Origin of the sequence: Streptomyces nodosus, assembly GCF_008704995.1 — a bacterium.
Taxonomy (GTDB): Bacteria; Actinomycetota; Actinomycetes; order Streptomycetales; family Streptomycetaceae; genus Streptomyces; species Streptomyces nodosus.
Genome location: NZ_CP023747.1, coordinates 943,797 through 965,141, shown reverse-complemented (window position 1 = coordinate 965,141; position 21,345 = coordinate 943,797). Strand labels below are relative to the sequence as shown.

Here is a 21,345-nt window from a genome sequence, read left to right as displayed (position 1 = left end):
GATGACGATACGCGCGCGGTTGCCCCGTCTGATTGCCGGTGGCGTGACGCTTGGCCTGACGCTGAGCCTTTCGGCCTGTGGGAGCGAGAGCGGGGGATCCTCGAACGACGGGAAGATCCACGTCCTCGTCTACGGCGACGCCACCAACAAGGTCGAGAAGCAGATCATCGAGACCTTCAACAAGACCTCGGACGTCAAGGCCGTCCTGGACACCATCCCCGGCGCCGACTACCAGCAGAAGCTCCAGACCATCATCAGCACCCCGCAGGCCCCGGACGTCTTCTTCAACTGGGGCGCCGGCAGCATCCAGCCGTTCGTCAAGGCCGATCTGCTGATGCCGCTGGACGACTTCATCAAGGACGACCCGGGCCTGAAGGACAACTTCCTGCCGTCGGTGTTCAACAGCGCCGTCGTGGACGGGAAGCCGTACGGCATTCCGATGCGCGGCACCCAGCCGGTGCTGCTCTTCCACAACAGCAAGGTGCTGGCCGACGCCGGGGTGCAGCCGCCCAAGACCTGGGACGAGCTGCTCGACGCGGTCAAGAAGCTCAAGGCCAAGGGGTACACCCCGATCGCCCTCGGCGCCGGCGACCAGTGGCCGACGCTGATGTGGTTCGAGTACCTCTACGACCGCATCGCGGGCCCTGAGCTCTTCCAGAAGGCCCTGAGCGGCGACAAGAGCGCCTGGGAGGCGCCCGAGAGCAAGAAGGCGCTGAGCATGCTGAAGCAGCTCGCCGACGCCGGCGCCTTCGGCACCAACTTCGACTCCGTGAAGTACACCAACGGCGCCTCGGTCGCCCTGGTGTCCCGCGGCAAGGCCGGCTTCGAGCTGATGGGGTCCTGGTACTACTCCCAGCAGCAGCAGGACGCCAAGGAGTTCGCCGAGAAGGACCTGGGCTACACCACCTTCCCGACCATCGACGGCGGCAAGGGCGACCCGAACGACATCGTCGGCAACACCAACAACTTCTACTCGGTGCTGAAGAAGACCAAGCACCCCGAGGCCGTCGAGAAGTTCCTGAAGCTGATGTACTCCGACGAGTTCGTCAAGGCGCAGATGGCCGTCGGCAACCTGACGACCACCGCCAACACGGAGAAGTTCCTGGACACCGCGGCCAGCCCCGAGTACGCGCACTTCCAGTACGACGTGGTGAAGAAGGCCCCGTCCTTCCAGCTCTCCTGGGACCAGGCGTACCCGCAGTCGGCCAGCACGCCCATGCACCAGGCCGTGCAGCAGTTCCTGAACGGCCAGCTCGACGCCGACGGGTTCATCAAGGCCATGCAGGCCCTGCCGAACGAATGAAACCCTCATGACCACACAGATGACGAGCACTCCCCCCGCCGCCGGGAACGGTAAGACCGCCCGGCGGCGGCCGGACGGCTCCTATGTCGCCCAGGTGGGGCGTCCGGGCTTCGCCTGGGCGCTCCCCGCCACGTTCTTCTTCGCCGTCTTCGCCATCGCCCCGCTGATCATGGTGGCGGTGCTGTCCTTCATGAGCTGGAACGGCCTCGGCTCGCCCCAGTGGGTGGGGACGGACAACTGGTCCCGGGTCCTGGACGACCCGGTGATGATCAAGAGCATCTGGCTGACCCTGCTGGTCACCGTGCTCGGCGTGGCCATCCAGACCCCGCTGAGCATTCTGCTCGGCGTCTGGGCCGCGGGGCAGCAGCGCAACCGAGCGGTGCTGTCGGTGATCTACTTCATCCCGCTGCTGCTGTCCTCCACCGCCGTCTCGGTGCTGTGGCGGGCGCTGCTCGACCCGAACTTCGGCATCCCGGCGCAGGCCACCTGGCTGTTCGGCGACGGCAACCTGTTCGGCAAGCAGGCCTCCGCGATCGGCGTGCTGGCGTTCGTGGCCACCTGGCAGTTCACCCCCTTCCACACGCTGATCTACCAGGGCGCCGCCCGCGCGATCCCCTCCGTGCTCTACCAGGCGGCGGAGATCGACGGCGCGGGGCGCTACCGGAAGTTCTTCCACATCACCCTGCCGCAGCTGCGCAACTCGATCGTCACCTCGATGATCCTGATGATCGTCGGCGGGCTCACCACGTTCGAGACGGTCCTGATCCTCACCCAGGGCGGACCGGGGACGGACACCACGATCAGCGCCTACTACATGTACCAAAAGGCGTTCAAGAGCTTCGACTTCGGCGCCGCTGCCGCCATCGCCCTCGCCCTGGTCGTCGCGGCGACGATCATCTCGCTGATCGTCGTGCGGGTGTCCGGCTACGACAAGATGCGCGGAACCATGGAGGGCCTGTCATGAGGCGACGCCCCAACTACCTGGCCGGCGTGGGCTCACTGATCTGGCTCTTCCTGATCGGCCTGCCGCTGTACGTGATGCTCGTGGCCACGGTGCAGCCCCAGTCCAAGTACTCCCAGAACGGCCCGGTGTCGTTCCCGCGCAGCTTCACGCTCGAGAACTACACCGGGGCGTTCAACAGCGGCTTCGGCCAGTACTTCCTGAACACGCTGATCGTCACGGTGTGCGTGATCGGACTGGTGCTGCTGCTGGTGCCGCCGCTCGCCTATGCGATCGTGCGCAGCCGCTCCAGGGTCACCTCGCAGATCTTCCGGCTGTTCCTGCTGGGACTCGCGATCCCGGCGCAGGCCGTGATCGTCCCGATGTTCTATCTGATCAGCAAGGCCGGCCTGTACGACAACCTCCTCGGCGTCATCCTGCCGACCGCGGCCTTCTGTCTGCCGATGTCGGCACTGATACTCAGCGGCGCCATGCGGGACATCTCCCCGGAGCTGTTCGAGGCCATGGCGATGGACGGCGCCAGCCCGCGGCGGATGTTCTTCCAGCTCGTGGTGCCGCTCTCCGGGGGCGGGCTGTCCACGATCGTGGTGTTCTCCGCCCTCCAGGCATGGAACGGCTTCCTGTTCCCCCTGGTCCTGACCCAGTCCGAATCCACCAAGCTGATCACCCTGGGTCTCTACAACTTCCAAACCGAACACGGCATCAACATCCCCGGACTGCTGGCAGCAGTGGTGTTGTCCATGGTGCCCGTCCTGCTCGTCTACCTGTTCGCCCGTCGTGCCCTGGTCCAGGGCCTCATGGGCGTCGGAGGAAAGTGACCGCCATCGTGGCAGTTGAGACCACCCCCGAAAGCCCCGTCTGGAACGACCCCGGCCGCGACACGGACACCCGGGTGTCCGCCCTGATCGAGGCCATGACGCTCGAGGAGAAGATCGCCCAGCTCTACGGGGTCTGGGTCGGCGCGTCCGAGGACGGGGGCCAAGTGGCCCCCCACCAGCACGACATGGAGGAGGCCGTCGACCTCGAGGGCCTCCTGCCGTCCGGCCTCGGCCAGCTGACGCGTCCCTTCGGCACCGCGCCCGTCGACCCCGCGCTCGGCGCGCTCTCCCTGCTGCGCACCCAGCAGAACATCGCCTCGGCGAACCGTTTCGGCATTCCCGCCGTCGCCCATGAGGAATGCCTGGCCGGCTTCGCGACCTGGAAGGCCACCGCCTATCCGGTGCCGCTGTCCTGGGGCGCCACCTTCGACCCCGGTCTGATCCGCCGCATGGCCGCCGCCATCGGCCGTGACATGCGGTCCGTCGGGGTGCACCAGGGCCTCGCGCCCGTACTCGACGTGACGCGCGACGCCCGCTGGGGCCGCGTCGAGGAGACCATCGGTGAGGACCCGTACCTGGTCGGCACCGTCGCCACGGCCTATGTGCAGGGGCTCCAGTCCGCGGACGTCATCGCCACCCTCAAGCACTTCGTCGGCTACTCGGCCTCGCGGGCCGGGCGCAACCTCGCCCCCGTCAGCGTGGGCCCCCGCGAGCGCGCCGACGTCCTGCTCCCGCCCTTCGAGATGGCCGTGCGGGAGGGCGGCGCCCGGTCCGTCATGAGTGCCTACAATGACAACGATGGCGTGCCGGCGGCGGCCGACGAGGAACTGCTCACCGGGCTGCTGCGCGACACCTGGGGCTTCGACGGCACGGTCGTGGCCGACTACTTCGGCATCGCCTTCCTCAAGGTCCTGCACGGGATCGCCGGCGACTGGGCCGGCGCCGCGGGGGCCGCACTGCACGCCGGTGTCGACGTCGAACTGCCCACCGTCAAGACGTTCGGCGCCCCCCTCGTCGAGGCCGTCACCAGCGGCCGGGTGCCGGAGTCCGTCGTCGACCGCGCCCTGCGCCGGGTGCTCACCGACAAGGCCAGGCTCGGTCTGCTGGACCCGGACTGGACGCCGGTCCCGGCGGTGCTCACCGGCGCCGACCTCAGCGACCCGGACGTGCTGCGCGGCACGGTGGACCTGGACACCCCCGAGAACCGGGAACTGGCCCGGGAGGTCGCCGAGCAGGCGGTGGTGCTGCTCTCCAACGACGGCACGCTGCCGCTGGACCGGCCCCGCCGCATCGCCCTGGTCGGCCCCAACGCGGAGCAGCCGACGGCCGTGCTGGGCTGCTACTCCTTCCCCCTGCACGTCGGGGTCCACCACCCCGAGGTCCCGCTGGGGCTCGAACTGCCCACCCTCCGCGACGCCGTGGCACGCGAGTTCCCCGACGCGGAGATCACCGTGGCGCGGGGCACCGGCGTCGACGACGGCGACACCTCCGGCATCGAGGACGCCGTTCGCGCGGCGGGCGAGGCCGATGTGGTGATCGCGGTGCTGGGCGACCGCGCGGGACTCTTCGGACGCGGCACCAGCGGCGAGGGCTGCGACGCCGAGTCGCTGGAGCTGCCCGGCGCCCAGCAGCAACTCCTGGACGCGCTCCTGGACGCGGGCACACCGGTGGTGACCGTGCTGCTCGCGGGAAGGCCGTACGCCCTCGGCCGCGCCGTGCAGGAGGCCGCCGCTCTGGTGCAGTCCTTCTTCCCGGGTGTCGAGGGCACCGGCGCCCTCGCCGGTGTGCTCAGCGGCCGGACCAACCCCTCGGGACGGCTGCCCGTCAGCGTGCCCCGGGGCCCCGGCGCCCAGCCCACCAGCTACCTCGGCGCGCCGCTCGCCCAGGCCAGCGACGTCTCCAACATCGACCCGACCGCGGCCTTCGGCTTCGGGCACGGCCTGTCGTACACCTCCTTCGCCTGGAGCGACCTCCTGGTCGACGAGAAGGAGACGGGCACGGACGGCGAGTTCCGTCTGGAGTTCACGGTGCGCAACACGGGGCAGCGGCAGGGCACCGAGGTCGTCCAGCTGTATCTGCACGACCCGGTCGCCCCGGTGGTCCAGCCGGTGCAGCGCCTGGTCGGCTACACCCGGGTGCCGCTGGCCCCCGGCGAGGCACGGCGGGTGCGGGTGACGGTGCCGGCCGACCTGGCCTCGTTCACCGGCCGGGACGGGCGGCGCGTGGTCGAAGCGGGCGATCTGGAGCTGCGGCTGTCCGCGTCCAGCGCCGATGCGCGGCTGACCGCCTCGGTCACCCTGACCGGGCCCGACCGGCAGGTCGACCACACCAGGCGGTTCCACGCGGTCTTCGAGCAGGAGACCGAGTCGGACGACTGAGGCGGCCCGGCCAGGACCGACCGGTCCGAGCCCCCCTCACCCTGCGGCCCGGCGCCCGTCCGAGATCCATCGGGGGCGCCGGGCCGCGGCCGTCGGCAGACGATGTCGGAGCCGGGGTGTACCGACCTGCTGCGGAGCTCCGGTCGCGAGGTACGCCCGCCGCCGTCGGGTGGGGAACGCTCCTCGGCCGCCGGTCGTCTACAGTGACGTAGACGGTTCCCGATTCTGGGACCCGGTGACTGCCCGATCCGTTCACCGCGGGTACGACCCCCGCCGGAGGCCGACGGAGGATCATGCGACCCAGGATCCTGGTCGTCGAGGACGATCACGCCCTGCGGGACGTGCTGCGGCGGGGCCTGCAGGACGAGGAGTTCGAGCCGGTCCTCGCCGCCGACGGCGCCACCGCCCTACGGCTGGCGACCGACGGCATCGCGGCGGCCGTGCTGGACGTCGGCCTGCCCGACTCGGACGGACGGGACGTCTGCCAGGCGATGCGCGCCAACGGCTTCCTCGCCCCCGTGATCTTCCTGACCGCCCGGCACCGGCTCACCGACCGACTGTCCGGCTTCTCGGCCGGGGGCGACGACTATCTGCCCAAGCCCTTCCACCTCGCCGAACTCGCCGCCAGGCTGCGCGCCGCACTCAGACGGGTCGCCCCCCGACCCGATGCCACCCACGGTGATCTGGTCCTGGACGCGGTGGATCACCGTGCGACCGTGCACGGTTCACATATCGCCCTCTCCCCGACGGAGTTCCGGCTGCTGGCGACGCTCGTCGCCGCCGACGGGACGCTGGTGCGCCGCCGCGACCTGGTGCGGGCCGGCTGGCCCGAGGGCGCCCAGGTCAGCGACAACACCCTGGACCAGTATCTGAGCCGGCTGCGCCGCAAACTGCGTGCGGCGAGCAGCCGTCTGACGATCGACACGGCGCGCGGCGTCGGACACCGCCTGACATGAACCGTGCCCGCCGTGCCCTTCGTCGCCTGACTCCGCGCACCCTGCGGGGCCGGCTCTCCCTGGTGGCGCTGACCACCGCCGCGCTGCTGATGACGGTCCTGACCGTGGCGTTCAACGCCGTGATGGACGAGCACCTGCAACACCAGGCGGACGCCGAACTGCGCAACAGGGCGGCAGCGGTGACCACGACCGTCGACACCAGCGGTCCGCGGGTACGCGTCCTGGAAACCGTCAACGACCGGCTCCTCGACACGAACGTGTGGATCTACGCCGGAAGCCGCCTGCTGGAGAAGCCGCCGTCCGCCACCGTCGGGAGCCCGCTGACCCGGGCCGTCGACCGGCTGGCCGCACAGCGGGGGCATGTCTGCGCGACCGCCGACGGTCACCGGCCCGTCCGGCTGTGCTCACAGCCGATCCCCGGGCGCGCTGTCGGTGCCACTGTCGTCACCGCCCTGGACCTGGCTCCGTACCGCAGTTCGGCCGACACCCTGCTGCTGGGGTCGCTCGTCCTGGACGCCGTGATGCTCGGATGCACCTATGTACTCACCCGCCTGGCCGTCGGCCGGGCGCTGCGACCGGTGCGCACCATGACCGACCAGGCCACCCAGTGGAGCGCCGTGGGCTCCGACGACCGCTTCGGCACGGAGGACCACCCGGTGGAACTCGCCCGTCTGGGTGCCTCACTGGACGCGCTCCTCGACCGCATACGCACCGTACTGGTCCACGAACAGCAGCTGACGGGAGAGCTGTCCCATGAACTTCGCACGCCGCTCACCCGGATCGTCATGGAACTCGACTGGTGGCGGGCCCGCCCCCGCACGGACACCCAGACCCGCGCCACCCAAGAGGTGATCGCCGAGGCCGCGCGGTCCATGCGCACGATCTGCGACACACTCCTCGACGACGCCCGCGAGTATGCGCTGCACCCGGCGTCGGCCCCCGCGACGACCGACGTCGTGCCCGTCCTGGGCCGCCTGCTCGAGCACGTCGGCCCACCGGACCGGGTGGACGTCACGATGGAGACGGAGGCGCGGGCGCTGGAGGCGGGGGTCGCACCCGCTCTCCTCGAACGCATCCTCAGCCCGCTGCTCGCCAACGCCGTCCGCTACGCCCGCTCCCGCGTGATCGTGTCCGCGCGGCGCCTGCCCGGTGTCGTGCGGATCGATGTCGTCGACGACGGCCCCGGTGTGCCCGAGGCGTTCGTCCAGGAGTTGTTCCAGCCCGGCCGGCGCGCCGACACCGGCGACGGGCACGACGGCGCGGGCCTCGGACTGCCGCTCGCACGACGTCTGGCCCGCGCCGTCGGCGGTGAGGTCTCCTTCGACCCCGGACAAGCGCCCGGGGCCAGGTTCACGATCAGCATCCCCGCCGGGTGACCCGCTCCCGCTCCGACTACGCCCGTGCGGCGGAGGTCCGGCGCTCCCGCACCTGGGCGTGGGCCATCAGACCGAACAGGACGACGAGCAGGACGGCGGAGGAGCCCACGGTCCCGAGATCCAGGCCGCCCTTGGCGGCCGGCTTGGTGAGAAAGTCGCCCGCGGTGGCGCCCAGCGGGCGGGTGAGGACGAAGGCGATCCAGAACAGCAGCACGTTCGGCACCGCCGGCGCCTTCATCAGCGCCATGAGTACGACGAGCACCCCGGTCACCAGCAGCGCACCACCGGCATAGCCGAGGCCGGAACTGTCGGACAGGAAGTCGCCCATCGAGGTGCCGAGGGTGTTCGACACGAGGATCGCCGACCAGAACAGGGCCTCGCCCCTGAAGGTGACGATGTCGCGGATCTGGAAGGTCATCCCGCTCAGCTTCCAGACGAGGAAGATCGCCAGCAGGACCGAGATCAGAAGAGCCGCTCCGGCCGGGTAGCCGAGGCCGAGGCCCTGCGGACCCCGGCCCAGCTCGGTCGCGCCGTTCGAGAGGTACTCGGCGCCGGCGTCGCGGTTCATGAAGTCGGACATCGTGGTGCCGGCCATGCTGGTCGAAAGGATCACCGTCCAGTAGAAGAACGGGTTGTAGCGCCTGGATCGCAGCTGGACCACCAGAGTCACCACGAAGATCAGGAACAGCGCGATCGTGGTGAGGAAGTAGCCCAGTCTCAGGGTCTGCGCGAAGAGGTCGCCGGCCGTCTCCCCCAAGGTCGTCGCGGCGATCTTCATGATCCAGAAGGCCGCCGTGACCTCGGGCAGCTTCTTCATCACCGACCTGGTGGTACTCGACGTGACTGCTACGTCGAGGTCGGGGAGGACCTCCGATTTCTCCACCTCAGCGTCTCCTGTCCGGTCGAACGACGGGGCGCTCGCCTCCGGGAACCGGGACGAGCGCCCCTGCGGGATGAGCCGGCCGCCGGTGGTGGCCGAGAACTCCGACCGTGACACAGCACGCCCGACCGCCCGGTGAACGCAGACAGGTCGCAGGTCACGCTGCGTGTCGGCTGGTTCGCTCCGGTTCGATGACGTCCTTGCGGGTGACGGCCAGGTACACCACCAGCCCGAGGACGACCGTCAGGAACAGCGCGCTGGTGATCACGGTTCCCAGGCCCAGGCCACCGTCTCCGCCCGGCTGTGAGAGGTAGTCGCCGATCGAAGCTCCGAGCGGCCGCGTGAGGATGTACGCGATCCAGAAGCCCCATACCGCGTGGAGACCGAGCGAGAAGCGCGCCACGGCCACCGCGGCGATGGCCAGGGCGAACAGCACGGCGGACAGCCAGTAGCCGAGATCCATGCGCTCGGAGACCAGGTCACCGGCCGCGGTGCCCAGGGCGAAGGTGAACAGAACGGCGAGCCAGTAGAAGGACTCGCGGCTCGGCGTGTCGATGCTGTGGATGGACAGCGTCCGCTCCCGGCGGTACCAGACGACGAACACGACCGCGAGAGCGACGGCGAACACCGTGGTGCTCAGCTCCAGCGGTACGCCCATGTTGTCGGTCAGGTTGTCGCTGATCAGCGTACCGACGACGCTGATCAGGGCTACGGCGAGCCAGTACACGCCCGGCCGGTACGCGCTGGTGCGGAACTGCACGACCAGCGTCACCGCCAGCAGCGCGCTCATCAGCACCGACACACCGGTCAGACCGAGGCCCGCCTTCTCGTTCAGCAGGTCGGCCGCGGTCTCGCCGACGGTGGTGCAGAGCACCTTGATGATCCAGAAGTAGACCGTGACCTCGGGCACCTTGTTCCCGCGCAGCCATCGCTGCGCATGAGGGGCGGGCCCATCGGCCGCGGGGACGGCGGAAGTCTGCGACGTTTCATAGGTCATGGACAGTGACCGTGCCACCGGACACCTGAACGCATCCTGACTGCCGCACGGCCCCGCGTCATGTGGTGACGTCCGCCTCGCTCGGTGGGGCGTCGTTCTCGGGGTTCCGCCGCGGGACGGCTCGCCCGGCCGTGCGGTCCATCTCGCGCCATTCGGGCCGCAGTCCGGCCAAGGTCGTGGTGAGGAAGTACGCGGACCCGCCGGCGAGCAGCGCCGGCACAAGCCCGAAGGAGGCCACCACCGCCCCGGCGACCAGCCCGCCGAGCGGGATACCGGCCCAGGCGAGGGAGTCGCCCAGCGCGTTGACCCGGCCCAGCATCCGGCGCGGCACCCGCTCGAAGAGGACGGCCCCCAGCACCGGATTGAGGAACCCCGCGCCGAACCCGCTGACGGCGAAGACGGCCAGTACCGCCCCCATCGGCGCACCGGAGGCGAGCACCAGGAACCGCGGCGCCCCGGCCAGGAGGAACCCGGCGAAGAACACCAACCGGCGTCGCAGCCGGTGCGCGGCCATCGCGGCGATCAGGCTCCCGCCGACCGCCGCGGCTCCCGTCACGCTGCCCACCAGCCCGATAGCGGTCGGCCCGCTGCCGGAGTCCTTGGCCCAGACGGGCAGCAGCACGGTGGTGAAACCCGCGTCCAGCAGATTGATGATCCCGACCGTGACGGTCACGGTGAGCAGCAGCGGCTCGCCGCGCAGGAAGGTGAAGCCCTCGCCGAATCGTCGCCAGTAGCCCGGTTCCGCCGTCCCGTCCTGCGCCGGGGCGTCATCGGCCGCGTGCCCCATATCGCGAGGCAGCGCCAGTTTGATGATCAACGATCCGAGCGCGAAGCAGCCCGCGTTGACGGCCAGCCCCGCCAAGGGGCCGAGCAGCGCCACCAGCGAGCCGCCGGCCGCCGGGCCGATGGTGGAGGCGAGCCGCTCGGTCACACCGGAGAGACCGGTGGCCCGTTCCAGCGGCACCCCGGCGCGCTCGGACGCCTCCGGGACCATGACGTGCTTGGCGAGATCGCCGGGGCCGCGGACCGCACCGATCAGCGTGACCAGGACCAGCAGCAGCGGAAAGGAGAGGAGGCCCAGGGCGTGGAGCAGGGGAACCGCCGCGGCGGCGGTCGCACTGGCCAGATCGGTGGTCCAGGAGACGGTCCGCGGGCCCCATCGGTCGACCAGCGGACCGGTGAGCGCCTTGACCACCACATAGGGGGTCATCTCACAGAAGGCGACCAGCCCGGTCTGGGTGGCGCTGCCGGTGGTGACGAGCACGAACCAGGGCAGTGCCACGGCCGAGATCCGGGTACCGGTCAGCGACACGGCCATGGCCGCCAGCACTCCGACCAGCGGCCGTGACGACCGCGTGCGGGGTATGCCGTCGGCGCCCGGGACGTCCTCCCTCATGAGGTCTCCGTTCCGGGCGCCTGCTGCGGACGGGGCGGGGCGGACTCGGCGGCGGGCACGTCCAGCTCGGGCAGGAGATGCGTGATGACGCCGATACGCTCGGCGCCGTCGGGGGCGCTCGCCGCCGACTCGGGTGTGTCCTTCCGGTAGCGGGCGATGACGGCTCTCAGGTCCTGCCGCAGGGCGACGGCTTCTTCGGGGGTGAGTCGCAGAGCCCAGTCGCTCATCTCGAAGGCGTCCCGCCAGGCGGTGGGCATCGTCTGCAGCTCGTTCAGCGCGCGCTGGGTGCGCAGGGTGTAGGTGGCGGCGACGGACTGGAGAAAGGCCAGGGTGGCCTCGGGCTCCCGAACGGCCAGGTCCCGGTCGTTGAGCTCCGTCGTCTGATGCACGGCACGCCACCAGCGCTCACGCGCATTGCCGCGTTCCCTGTCCTCCTCGACGAAACCGGCCGCCCCGAGCTGCCGCAGGTGGTAGCTGGCCGTCCCGGAGTTCACCCCCAGCCGCTCCGCGAGGCGGGTGGCCGTCGACGGGCCGTACTTGCGCAGCAACCCCACCAGCTGGACACGTACCGGGTGCGCCAGGGCGCGCAGCCCCTTGGCGTCCAGGGCGATGGCGTCCTCCGGGACGTGGGGACCGTTCGACGGCCCCTTCGATGCGTCGGTCATACCGCACACGCTATCCGCAAAGAGTTCTTCGCGAAGGGTTCTTTGCGAAGAAATCTTCGCGGTCTTGCCGCCCGTCTGCCCGGCTAACCTTGACAAAGGGGCACTCAAGTTTTATTCAGGCATGAGAGGCAGATCGCGGTCCCGCCAGGAGGTGGGACCGTGGAGATGTGGACGACGAGGAGGGAGAACCCCCATGGCACGTCCGGTCGGTATCGACCTCGGCACCACGAACTCGGTGGTCTCGGTCCTGGAGGGCGGTGAGCCCACCGTCATCACCAACACCGAGGGCGCCCGGACCACCCCGTCGGTCGTGGCCTTCGCCAAGAGCGGCGAGGTGCTCGTCGGCGAGGTCGCCAAGCGGCAGGCGGTGACCAACGTCGAGCGCACGGCACGCTCCGTCAAACGCCACATGGGCGACCAGTCCTGGCGCTTCCCGGACAGCGGCACCATCGACGGCAAGAAGTACACCGCGCAGGAGATCTCCGCGCGGGTGCTGCAGAAGCTGAAGCGGGACGCGGAGGCCTATCTGGGCGAGGACGTCACCGACGCGGTGATCACCGTGCCCGCCTACTTCGACGACTCCCAGCGGCAGGCCACCAAGGAGGCCGGGGAGATCGCCGGTCTGAACGTCCTGAGGATCATCAACGAGCCGACGGCCGCCGCACTGGCCTACGGCCTCGACAAGGAGAACGACCAGACGGTCCTCGTCTTCGACCTGGGCGGCGGCACCTTCGACGTCTCGCTGCTGGACATCGGCGAGGGCGTCATCGAGGTGAAGGCCACCAACGGCGACACCCACCTCGGCGGCGACGACTGGGACCAGCGGGTCGTGGACCACCTCGTCAAGCAGTTCAAGAACGCGTACGGCGTCGACCTGTCCAAGGACAAGATGGCGGTGCAGCGGCTGCGCGAGGCGGCCGAGAAGGCCAAGATCGAGCTGTCCTCGGCCACCGAGACCTCGATCAACCTGCCCTACATCACCGCCTCCGCCGAGGGCCCGCTGCACCTGGACGAGAAGCTCACCCGGGCGCAGTTCCAGCAGCTGACGGCCGATCTGCTGGAGCGCTGCAAGTCCCCCTTCCAGCAGGCCGTCCAGGACGCCGGGATCAAGGTGTCCGCCATCGACCATGTGATCATGGTGGGCGGCTCCACCCGGATGCCCGCGGTGACCGACCTGGTCCGTGAGCTGACCGGCAAGGATCCGCACAAGGGCGTCAACCCGGACGAGGTCGTGGCCGTCGGTGCCTCCCTCCAGGCCGGTGTCCTCAAGGGTGAGGTCAAGGACGTCCTGCTGCTCGACGTGACCCCGCTGTCCCTCGGCATCGAGACCAAGGGCGGGATCATGACCAAGCTCATCGAGCGCAACACCACGATCCCGACCAGGCGTTCGGAGATCTTCACCACGGCCGAGGACAACCAGCCGTCGGTGCAGATCCAGGTCTTCCAGGGCGAGCGGGAGATGGCGGCGTACAACAAGAAGCTCGGGATGTTCGAGCTGACCGGTCTGCCGCCGGCGCCGCGTGGCGTCCCGCAGATCGAGGTGTCCTTCGACATCGACGCCAACGGCATCATGCATGTCGCGGCGAAGGACCTCGGCACCGGCAAGGAGCAGAAGATGACCGTCACCGGCGGCTCCGCGCTGCCGAAGAACGACATCGACCGCATGGTCCGCGAGGCCGAGCAGTACGCGGAGGAGGACCACCGCCGCCGGGAGGCCGCCGAGACCCGCAACCGGGCCGAGCAGCTCGTCTACCAGACCGAGAAGCTGATCAGGGAGAACACGGACCGGATCCCCGCCGACGCGCGCGGCGAGACCGAGAGCGCCCTCGCCGAACTCAAGGAGGCGCTCAAGAGCGAGGACGACGCGGAGATCCGCCGGGTCATGGACAAGGCCGCCGCCGCGGCACAGAAGATCGGCGGCGCCCTGTACGAGCAGGCGCGCACCGAGGGCGGCACCACCGCGGAGCAGGGCGCGGCGAGCGACGGGGGCCACGACGAGGATGTCGTGGACGCCGAGATCGTGGACGACGACAAGCCCTCACAGGCGGGCTGACCATGGATCCGACCCGGCCGGGGAGCATGGAGACGAGGCGTCTGCTGGACGAGCGCACCGCCGACCTTCAACGGGTGAAGGCCGAGTACGACAACTACCGCAAGCAGGTGCGCCGCGACCGCATGGCGGTACGGGAGATCGCCGCGCAGAACGTGCTGCGGGCGCTGCTGCCCGTGCTGGACGCCGTGGAGAGCGCCCGGCGGCAGGGAACCGTGGAACCCGGGCTGAAGGCCGTCGCCGATGTGCTGGAGACCCAGCTGGGTTCCCTGGGGCTGCGCACGTTCGGACAGGAGGGCGAGCCCTTCGACCCCACCCGGCACGAGGCGGTGACCCATGTCGTCTCCCCGGGCACCGACCGGCTGACCTGCACCGAGATCCTCAGCCCCGGATACCGGGCGGGCGACCGGCTGCTGCGTGCCGCCCGCGTGGTGGTCACCGGACCGCCCCCGCCCGCCGGCACCGGGGACGCGCCGCGGAGCCACGACGGCGGCGCACCCCGGGAACAGCCCGGCCTGTGTCCCTGACACTCCGCTGCCGCGCCGGGTACGCGGCAGCACACGAGCACGACCGGAGCGATGCGTCCGGGGACCGCGCGTGCCCCGGAGGGCGGACGGAACGTTTCCGGACGATTGCCGAACCGTGGGATTCCGGCCAGTGGGCCGCTTCCCGTGATCGACAGCCGTGCCGTTCCGGGCCGGGCCACGAACCGATTGGTCACTTCACGCCACTGATTCAACACTCAAAGTTACCGAATCCCGGGGGGTCGATATGAGATTCCCGCCCGGACTCGGCAGACTCCCGCTCGCCGGACCGGCACCCGACCGGTCCGTCCCCGGCCCATCCCACGCCGGAGCCGGACCGTGACGTCGACATGAGCGGAAGGATGCACACCATGCCGAACATCGCGCGCTGGGCAGCAACCCTCACCCTGACGGCCACCGCCGTCTGCGGCCCCCTCTCCGGGGCCGCCCTCGCCGCCCCCGCCTCGCTCCACGCACCGTCGGCGCTCGTCCTGACCCTGGGGCACGGCGAGGACGCCGCCCTTGCCGCACCCCAGCGCGCGGTCACCCTGAGCTGCGCCCCGACCGCCTCGGGCAGTCACCCGGACGCCGTCGCGGCCTGCGCCGCACTGAAGGCCGCCGGGGGTGACCTCGACGCACTGCCGGCCGAGGGAGGGGCCCTGTGCACCCGGCAGTACGACCCGGTGGTCGTCACCGTGCAGGGTGTCTGGGAGGGCCGACGCGTCGACTATCAGCGCACCTTCTCCAACGAGTGCGTGAAGAACGCCCATGGGGCCGCGGTCTTCGCGTTCTGAGGACGCGGATCGCGCGGACCTCGTGCATGGTGAGCCGGGGCTGGTGGCTGGGGAGCGCCAGCCCCTTCGCGGTCCGCGCGATCTCGCCTCGGGGGCCGGCCGGACGGAGTGGGGCCGTCCGGCCGGCCCCCGTAATTCGCGGTGCGGCCCGCCCCCCTTCGTGAACAGACGCGACCCCGCGTCACCCGGCGCGACCCCGCCCAGGGAGACTGATCGGGACGAACACACCGGACAGGCCGCCGCCGCACCTTCCCGCGCCCCCGATCGGAAAGCACCCCATGTCCACCACGCCCTCGTGCCCCCTCACTGCCCCCGAGCTGCCCGGGGAGCCCGTCGACATCCGGCTGGTCGTCACCGACATGGACGGCACACTGCTCGACGCCGCCGGACGCGTCCCCGACGGGCTGTGGCCGCTGCTCGCGGAACTGCGCCGGCGTGGGGTGCTGTTCAGCCCGGCCAGCGGTCGCCAGTACGCCACCCTGGCACGGCAGTTCGCAGCGGCGGCCGACGGCATGGTGTTCGTCGCCGAGAACGGCACCTATGTCGTACGCGACGGCCGGGAGCTCAGCTCCGACCCCCTGGACCCGGCGGTGGCCGCCCGGATCGTCGCCACCACCCGCGGACTCGTGGCCGACGGCGTGGACGTCGGGGCGGTGCTGTGCGGCAAGAAGTCCGCCTATGTGGAGCGGACCGACGACGCCTTCGTGACCGAGGCGAGCAAGTACTACGCACTGCTGCGCACCGTCGAGGACCTCACCGCCGTCGAGGACGAGTTCCTCAAGGTCGCCCTCTACGACTTCGGGCCCGTCGACCGGACCACCGCGCCCGCGCTCGAGCCGTTCACCTCGACCCACCAGGTCGTCGTCTCGGGAGCGCACTGGGTGGACATCATGAACCCCACCGCGAACAAGGGCGCCGCCGTCCGCAGGCTCCAGCACGACCTGGGCATCACCCCCGCACAGACCCTGGTGTTCGGCGACTACCTCAACGACCTGGAGATGCTCGACACCGCCGACTGGTCCTTCGCCATGGCCAACGCCCACCCGGACGTGCTCCGCCGGGCCCGCCATGTGGCGCCGCCCCACACCGAGAACGGTGTGCTGCGCACCGTCGCCCGACTGCTGGGCCTGCCCACCGGCTGAGCGCCGAAGGCCCGCACCGGCGGGGCGCCGTCGCGCTCAGAGATCGTTCACCAGCACGGCCGCCCCGTCGAAACGTCCCGCCTCGAGGTCGCCGAGCGCCCGCAGCGCCCCCGACAGCGGATACGGGTGCGTCGTCGCCCGTACGCCGTACCGGGCCGCGAGCTCCAGGAACTCCCGGCCGTCGTCGCGCGTGTTCGAGGTGACGCTGCGCAACTCCTTCTCGTAGAAGAGCTCCTTCTCATAGCGCAGCACCGGGACGTCGCTCAGATGGATGCCGGCGACCGCCAGCACACCGCCACGGTCCAGCGCCCGCAGCGCCACCGGTACGAGATCGCCGACCGGTGCGAACAGGATCGCCCCGTCCAGCGGCTCCGGGGGCATGTCATAGGCATCGCCCGCCGAGGCGCAACCCAGTTCGAGCGCGAGCCGCCGGGAGGCCTCTTCCCGCGTCAGCACATGCACCGTGGCACCCTGCGCCAGGGCGACCTGTGCGCACAGATGGGCGCTGCCGCCGAACCCGTACAGCCCGAGGCGCCCGCCGCTCGGCAGTGATGTGCGCAGCAGCGCCCGGTACCCGATGATGCCCGCGCACAGCAGCGGCGCCAGCGCCACATCGTCCACGTCCGGGGGCAGGCGGTAGGCGAAACCGGCGGGCACGGTCGTGTACTCCGCGTACCCTCCGTCGGCGTCCCAGCCGGTGTACTCCGAGGCCGGGCAGAGGTTCTCGGACCCGCGCAGACAGTACCGGCAGGTGCCGTCCGTGCGGCGCAGCCATGCCACCCCCACCCGGTCGCCGAGGGCCCACCCGCTCACGGCGGCTCCGATCCCGGCCACCTCGCCCACGACCTCATGCCCGGGTGTCACCCCGGTCCTGTGCACCGGCAGGTCACCCTCGGTGACATGCAGATCCGTACGGCACACCCCACAGGCCCGCATCTGCACCAGAAGCTCGTCGGGCCCCGGCTCGGGGATGGGCCGCCCCACGAACCGCAGCGGCTCGCACCCGACGGGTCCCGGCCGGTCCACCACCCATGCGCGCATAGCCTGCGCCCCCGTCCCGTCCCACGACTGTCTCGTCCGTGTCCTTCTTCGTCCTTCTTTCGCCCTGTGTCTCCAGTGTGGGCCGCAACCGGCGTCCGGCGCGCGGCACACGGCAGGCCGGGCACGGAGGGAACGGCCGCCCGGTCCCGCCGGTGAGTGATCGCCCCCGGGCCCGGAGGGCGTCCCGGGCGTGGCATGATCAGGGGCATGCCTGAACGTGTTGTGGCCGCCTGCGACGGGGCTTCGAAGGGGAACCCCGGACCTGCCGGATGGGCCTGGGTGGTCGCCGACGACGACGAGGTCCCGAACCGCTGGGAGGCAGGCCCGCTGGGCAGAGCCACCAACAACGTCGCCGAACTCACCGCGCTGGAACGTCTGTTGACCGCTGTCGCGGCGGATGTCCCGCTGGAGATCCGGATGGACTCCCAGTATGCGATGAAGGCCGTCACCACCTGGCTGCCCAACTGGAAGCGCAACGGCTGGAAGACCGCCGCCGGCAAGCCCGTCGCCAACCAGGAGCTGGTGGTGCGCATCGACGAACTGCTGGCCGGCCGTGAGGTGGAGTTCCGCTACGTCCCCGCGCACCAGGTCGGCGGCGACCGCCTCAACGACTTCGCGGACCGCGCCGCCAGCCAGGCGGCGAGCGTCCAGGAACCGGCCGGCAGTGCCTACAGCTCCCCGGAGCCCCCGCCGTCCCCCGACACCCCTGGTTCCGCCTCCGCCCGCCGCGCCGCACCCGCGAGGAAGCGCACCGCCGGTCGTACCACCGGCCGCACCATCAAGGCGAAGTTCCCCGGCCGCTGCACCTGCGGCCGCCCCTATGCGGCGGGCGACCCCATCGCCAAGAACCCCCAGGGCTGGGGCCACCCGGAGTGCCGCACGGACGGCGACGGATAGCGGTTGCGCGGGGCGATGTGAGGCGGTGCGGTTCCCGGGCCGTGGCGTGGCTCAGCTGACGCCCCGCGGGCGGAACTGGATGCTGATCCGGGGTCCGATCGCCCGGCTGCTCTTCGGGACCGCGTGTTCCCAGGTCCGCTGGCAGGAGCCGCCCATCACGATCAGATCGCCGTGCCCGAGAGGGTGCCTCAGCGAAGGTCCGCCGCCGCGCGGCCTCAGCGCCAGATCGCGGGGTGTTCCCACGGAGAGGATGGCGACCAGGGTGTCCTCGTGTGCGCCGCGGCCGATGCGGTCCCCGTGCCAGGCCACGCTGTCCCGGCCGTCGCGGTAGTAGCAGAGCCCGGCCGTGACGAAGGGTTCCCCGAGTTCGCCCGCATAGTGCGCGGAGAGGGCTTCGCGTGCCTCCTCGAGCACGGGGTGCGGCAGCGGCTCGCCCGCACGATAGTGCGAGAGCAGCCGTGGCACGGCCACCGTCTGCTCGTACATCTGCCGCCGCTCGGCGTACCACGGCACCTCGGCGGCCAGCCTCTCGAACAGGGCGTCGGCTCCGCTCAGCCAGCCCGGCAGCAGATCGATCCATGCCCCCGCACCGAGCCGGGTCCGCCGTAGTCCGTCGAGGGGCGCGAGCCGGATGTCGTCGGTCTGGTCGAACAGAGAGCCCTGGAAGTGCGTGGCCATGGGGGCAGCGTACTCCGGCATTCGAAAGTATGTTCTGATCAAGCTCCTTCCCCGTGGTGTGAGCATGCCAAGTCAAGGGTGCGGAAGAGGCCCCGTCATGCAACGGGGCCCGGTCGTTCAGCGCTCCTGTGAGCTCAGCTCGCTGGGCCGTACGACCACATACCCCTCGCCCTCCAGCTTCAGCTGAACGACCTCGCCGGAGCCGCCGCGCAGCATCGAGCCGAAGGTCTGCGAGCGGTGCAGGGAGGTGTGCAGCCGGGCGGTCCAGCCCACCACCGCGTCGGTGTCGACATACAGCGGCTGCTGCGGGGTGACGGGGATGACCAGCGGACTGCCCGCACAGGTCAGCCCCAGCCTGCCGTGCCCGGAGAACACGCTGTTGAACAGCCCTCCGCCGGTGATGCCGGCGCCCTTCACGGTCTGGATCCGGTACGACAGGGTCGCATCGAAGCACAGGACATTGCGTCCGTCGACGGTGAACTCGTCGCCCGGTTCGATCTCCACGATGAAGCAGTTCTGCGCCTGGTGCGCGAACCATGCCTCGCCCTGGCCGCGCACCGCCATCAGCGGCAGCCCCTCGCCGGTGACCACCCGTTTGAGCATGCCACCCACGCCCTGGCCCTTGCGTTCGAACTGCAGGTCCCCGCGGTAGGCGACCATCGCCCCCTGCCGGGCCAGCATCTCGCCGTTCACGACGTATCGGATGGATTTCTCGTTCTGTACGGACATGCCCGGCGCCGAGGCGGGCCCCACCATGTGGTCACTGGAAAAGAGGTCACCCTTCATATGCGCATCCTGTCCCGGCGAGGACGGCCGCGCCAAGATCGGCTGGATCAGGAAACGGCAACGCGCGGGGACCGGCGCCGATTTCCTCCGTTCCGCCCGGTGATCGTCCCCTCCCGGCGGGGAACCATGTCCCGGAGGCCCCAGCGGGGAGGACGGGATCGCATGACGGTGCTCGGTGTCGACATCGGTACGTCCAGCAGCAAGGGTGTGCTGGTCGCCGCGGACGGGACGGTGCTCGCCACCGCGGTGCGCCCGCACACGGTCAGCCGTCCCCGGCCCGGTCATGTCGAGATGGACGCGGGCCTGTGGTGGGACGAGTTCGTCTCGCTCGCCCGGGAGTTGACGGCGTCCGGCACCGCCGTGGACGCGGTCGGGGTCAGTGGCATGGGCCCGTGCGTCGCCCTGGCCGACGAGTCGGACACCCCGCTGCACCCGGCCATCCTCTATGGCGTGGACACCCGCGCCACCGCCCAGATCGCCCGGCTCGACGCCGAACTGGGCCGCGAGACCGTCCTGGGACGCTGCGGCTCCCTGCTGTCCACCCAGGCGGTCGGTCCCAAGATCCTCTGGCTGGCCGAGCACCGCCCCGAGGTCACCGCCCGCGCACGCCGGCTGTATATGCCCAGCTCCTACCTGGTGCGGCGGCTCACCGGCGCCTATGTTCTCGACCACCACTCGGCGAGCCAGTCCGTGCCGCTGTACGACTCCATGGCGCAGGAGTGGTACCGGCCCTGGGCGCGCTGTATCGCACCGGACATCGAGCTGCCGCTCCTTCGCCTGCCCGGTGAGATCGCAGGAGGGGTCACGGCCGACGCGGCCGCGGCCACCGGGCTGCCCGTCGGCGTTCCGGTCGTCACGGGCACCATCGACGCCTGGTCGGAGGCGCTGAGCGTAGGCGCCCGGCACACCGGCGATTTGATGCTCATGTATGGCAGCACCATGTTCCTGATCAACACGGTGTCGGAACGGCTGCTGGTGCCTCAGCTGTGGAGCACGGTCGGCGTACTGCCCGGGACCCGCAGTCTCGCGGGCGGCATGGCCACCTCGGGGATGATCACCGACTGGCTGAGGGACCTCTTCGGGGCCCCGGACCACCGGGCGCTCCTCGCCGAGGCCGAGGCGTCAGGACCCGGCGCGAAGGGCCTGCTGATGCTTCCCTACTTCGCGGGGGAGCGGACCCCGGTCGCCGATCCGGACGCCCGGGGGATGATCGCCGGACTGACCGTGGAGCACACCCGCGGCGATCTCTACCGCGCCGCACTGGAGGCCACCGCTCTCGGTGTCCGGCACAACGTCGAGGCGATGCGCGCGGCCGGCGCCGACGTCCGGCGCGTGGTCGCGGTGGGCGGTGGTACCCGCGGCGGACTGTGGACCCGTGTCGTCTCCGATGTCACCGGCCTGGAACAGGAGATCAGATCCGTGATGCTCGGCGCGAGCTACGGCGCCGCGTTCCTCGCCGCGAGTGCGATCGGCGACGCGGACATCGACCTGTGGAATCCGGTGCGTGAGCGCGTCGTGCCCGATGCCCGGCTGCGGTCCCGCTACGACGATCTGTACGACCTCTATCTACGGCTGTATCCGGCGACCCGGGACATCGCCCATGCCCTCGCCCGCCGGCAACACGCCCTGGCGGACGATCCGCCCCGATGAGCCCCGTCGGCGGTCACGCCCTACGCGGACGGGGCCCGTGGTGCCCGACGGCA

General features: G+C 70.7%; 19 protein-coding genes. 12 read left to right on the top strand and 7 right to left on the bottom strand.

All coding sequences use genetic code 11. The features are described from left to right. Position 1: 1 nt before the first annotated feature. The 6 genes from CP978_RS04320 (at position 2) to CP978_RS04295 (ending at position 7,792) form a co-directional block, all read left to right on the top strand. Positions 2 to 1,303 carry an ABC transporter substrate-binding protein gene (locus CP978_RS04320; protein WP_043437645.1) on the top strand — a complete coding sequence of 434 codons (1,302 nt, stop codon included), beginning with the start codon at positions 2 to 4 and terminating at the stop codon, positions 1,301 to 1,303. A gap of 7 nt (positions 1,304 to 1,310) precedes the next feature. Then, a complete protein-coding gene (locus CP978_RS04315; protein WP_043437643.1) occupies positions 1,311 to 2,267 on the top strand; it encodes a carbohydrate ABC transporter permease in 957 nt (318 codons plus the stop codon). Continuing rightward, complete coding sequence (locus CP978_RS04310; protein WP_043437641.1) at positions 2,264 to 3,082, top strand: carbohydrate ABC transporter permease; 819 nt, start codon at positions 2,264 to 2,266, stop codon at positions 3,080 to 3,082. Before CP978_RS04315 ends, CP978_RS04310 begins: the two co-directional genes overlap by 4 nt. Further along, entirely contained in the window at positions 3,079 to 5,460 is a 2,382-nt protein-coding gene (locus tag CP978_RS04305; RefSeq protein WP_107070342.1) for a beta-xylosidase/alpha-l-arabinosidase, read from the top strand. The genes CP978_RS04310 and CP978_RS04305 overlap by 4 nt, the downstream gene beginning before the upstream one ends. A 293-nt stretch (positions 5,461 to 5,753) precedes the next feature. Continuing rightward, a complete protein-coding gene (locus tag CP978_RS04300; RefSeq protein ID WP_043437640.1) occupies positions 5,754 to 6,416 on the top strand; it encodes a response regulator transcription factor in 663 nt (220 codons plus the stop codon). Beyond that, on the top strand, positions 6,413 to 7,792 hold the full coding sequence (locus CP978_RS04295) for a sensor histidine kinase (RefSeq protein ID WP_043437639.1): 1,380 nt from the start codon (positions 6,413 to 6,415) through the stop codon (positions 7,790 to 7,792). The genes CP978_RS04300 and CP978_RS04295 overlap by 4 nt, the downstream gene beginning before the upstream one ends. A gap of 16 nt (positions 7,793 to 7,808) precedes the next feature. On the opposite strand, the gene CP978_RS04290 is transcribed toward CP978_RS04295, so the two are convergent. The 4 genes from CP978_RS04290 to CP978_RS04275 all read right to left on the bottom strand — a co-directional run bounded on the left by CP978_RS04290 (position 7,809) and on the right by CP978_RS04275 (position 11,730). Further along, positions 7,809 to 8,609 carry a COG4705 family protein gene (locus CP978_RS04290; RefSeq protein WP_242647128.1) on the bottom strand — a complete coding sequence of 267 codons (801 nt, stop codon included), beginning with the start codon at positions 8,607 to 8,609 and terminating at the stop codon, positions 7,809 to 7,811. 220 nt (positions 8,610 to 8,829) lie between these two features. Beyond that, positions 8,830 to 9,669, bottom strand: coding sequence for a COG4705 family protein (locus tag CP978_RS04285; protein ID WP_043437635.1), 840 nt, complete (start codon positions 9,667 to 9,669; stop codon positions 8,830 to 8,832). Between the two features lie 58 nt (positions 9,670 to 9,727). Next, positions 9,728 to 11,065 carry an MFS transporter gene (locus tag CP978_RS04280; protein ID WP_043437633.1) on the bottom strand — a complete coding sequence of 446 codons (1,338 nt, stop codon included), beginning with the start codon at positions 11,063 to 11,065 and terminating at the stop codon, positions 9,728 to 9,730. Beyond that, a complete protein-coding gene (locus CP978_RS04275; protein ID WP_043437632.1) occupies positions 11,062 to 11,730 on the bottom strand; it encodes an ArsR/SmtB family transcription factor in 669 nt (222 codons plus the stop codon). The genes CP978_RS04280 and CP978_RS04275 overlap by 4 nt, the downstream gene beginning before the upstream one ends. Positions 11,731 to 11,923: 193 nt before the next feature. Here CP978_RS04275 and dnaK point away from each other — a divergent pair, with 193 nt between their 5' ends. The 4 genes from dnaK to CP978_RS04255 all read left to right on the top strand — a co-directional run bounded on the left by dnaK (position 11,924) and on the right by CP978_RS04255 (position 16,240). After that, positions 11,924 to 13,783 carry a molecular chaperone DnaK gene (dnaK, locus tag CP978_RS04270; protein WP_043437631.1) on the top strand — a complete coding sequence of 620 codons (1,860 nt, stop codon included), beginning with the start codon at positions 11,924 to 11,926 and terminating at the stop codon, positions 13,781 to 13,783. Between the two features lie 26 nt (positions 13,784 to 13,809). Then, on the top strand, positions 13,810 to 14,307 hold the full coding sequence (gene grpE / locus CP978_RS04265; RefSeq protein WP_227745315.1) for a nucleotide exchange factor GrpE: 498 nt from the start codon (positions 13,810 to 13,812) through the stop codon (positions 14,305 to 14,307). A gap of 368 nt (positions 14,308 to 14,675) precedes the next feature. After that, on the top strand, positions 14,676 to 15,098 hold the full coding sequence (locus CP978_RS04260; RefSeq protein ID WP_043448129.1) for a subtilase-type protease inhibitor: 423 nt from the start codon (positions 14,676 to 14,678) through the stop codon (positions 15,096 to 15,098). 278 nt (positions 15,099 to 15,376) lie between these two features. Further along, positions 15,377 to 16,240, top strand: coding sequence for a Cof-type HAD-IIB family hydrolase (locus CP978_RS04255; protein ID WP_043437630.1), 864 nt, complete (start codon positions 15,377 to 15,379; stop codon positions 16,238 to 16,240). A gap of 36 nt (positions 16,241 to 16,276) precedes the next feature. Here CP978_RS04255 and CP978_RS04250 read toward each other — a convergent pair whose 3' ends face one another. Continuing rightward, complete coding sequence (locus CP978_RS04250) at positions 16,277 to 17,281, bottom strand: zinc-binding alcohol dehydrogenase family protein (protein WP_043437627.1); 1,005 nt, start codon at positions 17,279 to 17,281, stop codon at positions 16,277 to 16,279. Between the two features lie 195 nt (positions 17,282 to 17,476). Between CP978_RS04250 and CP978_RS04245 the strand changes: the two genes are divergently transcribed. Then, positions 17,477 to 18,178 carry a ribonuclease H family protein gene (locus CP978_RS04245; RefSeq protein WP_079162000.1) on the top strand — a complete coding sequence of 234 codons (702 nt, stop codon included), beginning with the start codon at positions 17,477 to 17,479 and terminating at the stop codon, positions 18,176 to 18,178. Positions 18,179 to 18,229: 51 nt separating this feature from the next. On the opposite strand, the gene CP978_RS04240 is transcribed toward CP978_RS04245, so the two are convergent. After that, entirely contained in the window at positions 18,230 to 18,856 is a 627-nt protein-coding gene (locus CP978_RS04240) for an alpha-ketoglutarate-dependent dioxygenase AlkB (RefSeq protein ID WP_043448128.1), read from the bottom strand. Positions 18,857 to 18,973: 117 nt separating this feature from the next. Continuing rightward, the gene (locus tag CP978_RS04235; RefSeq protein WP_043437623.1) at positions 18,974 to 19,642 is read right to left on the bottom strand and encodes an AIM24 family protein; all 669 of its coding nucleotides are present in this window, start codon (positions 19,640 to 19,642) and stop codon (positions 18,974 to 18,976) included. A 162-nt stretch (positions 19,643 to 19,804) separates the two neighbouring features. Between CP978_RS04235 and CP978_RS04230 the strand changes: the two genes are divergently transcribed. Next, positions 19,805 to 21,292 (top strand): FGGY-family carbohydrate kinase, encoded by a 1,488-nt coding sequence (locus CP978_RS04230; protein ID WP_043437620.1) that lies wholly within the window; start codon positions 19,805 to 19,807, stop codon positions 21,290 to 21,292. The last annotated feature ends 53 nt before the right edge of the window (positions 21,293 to 21,345 follow it).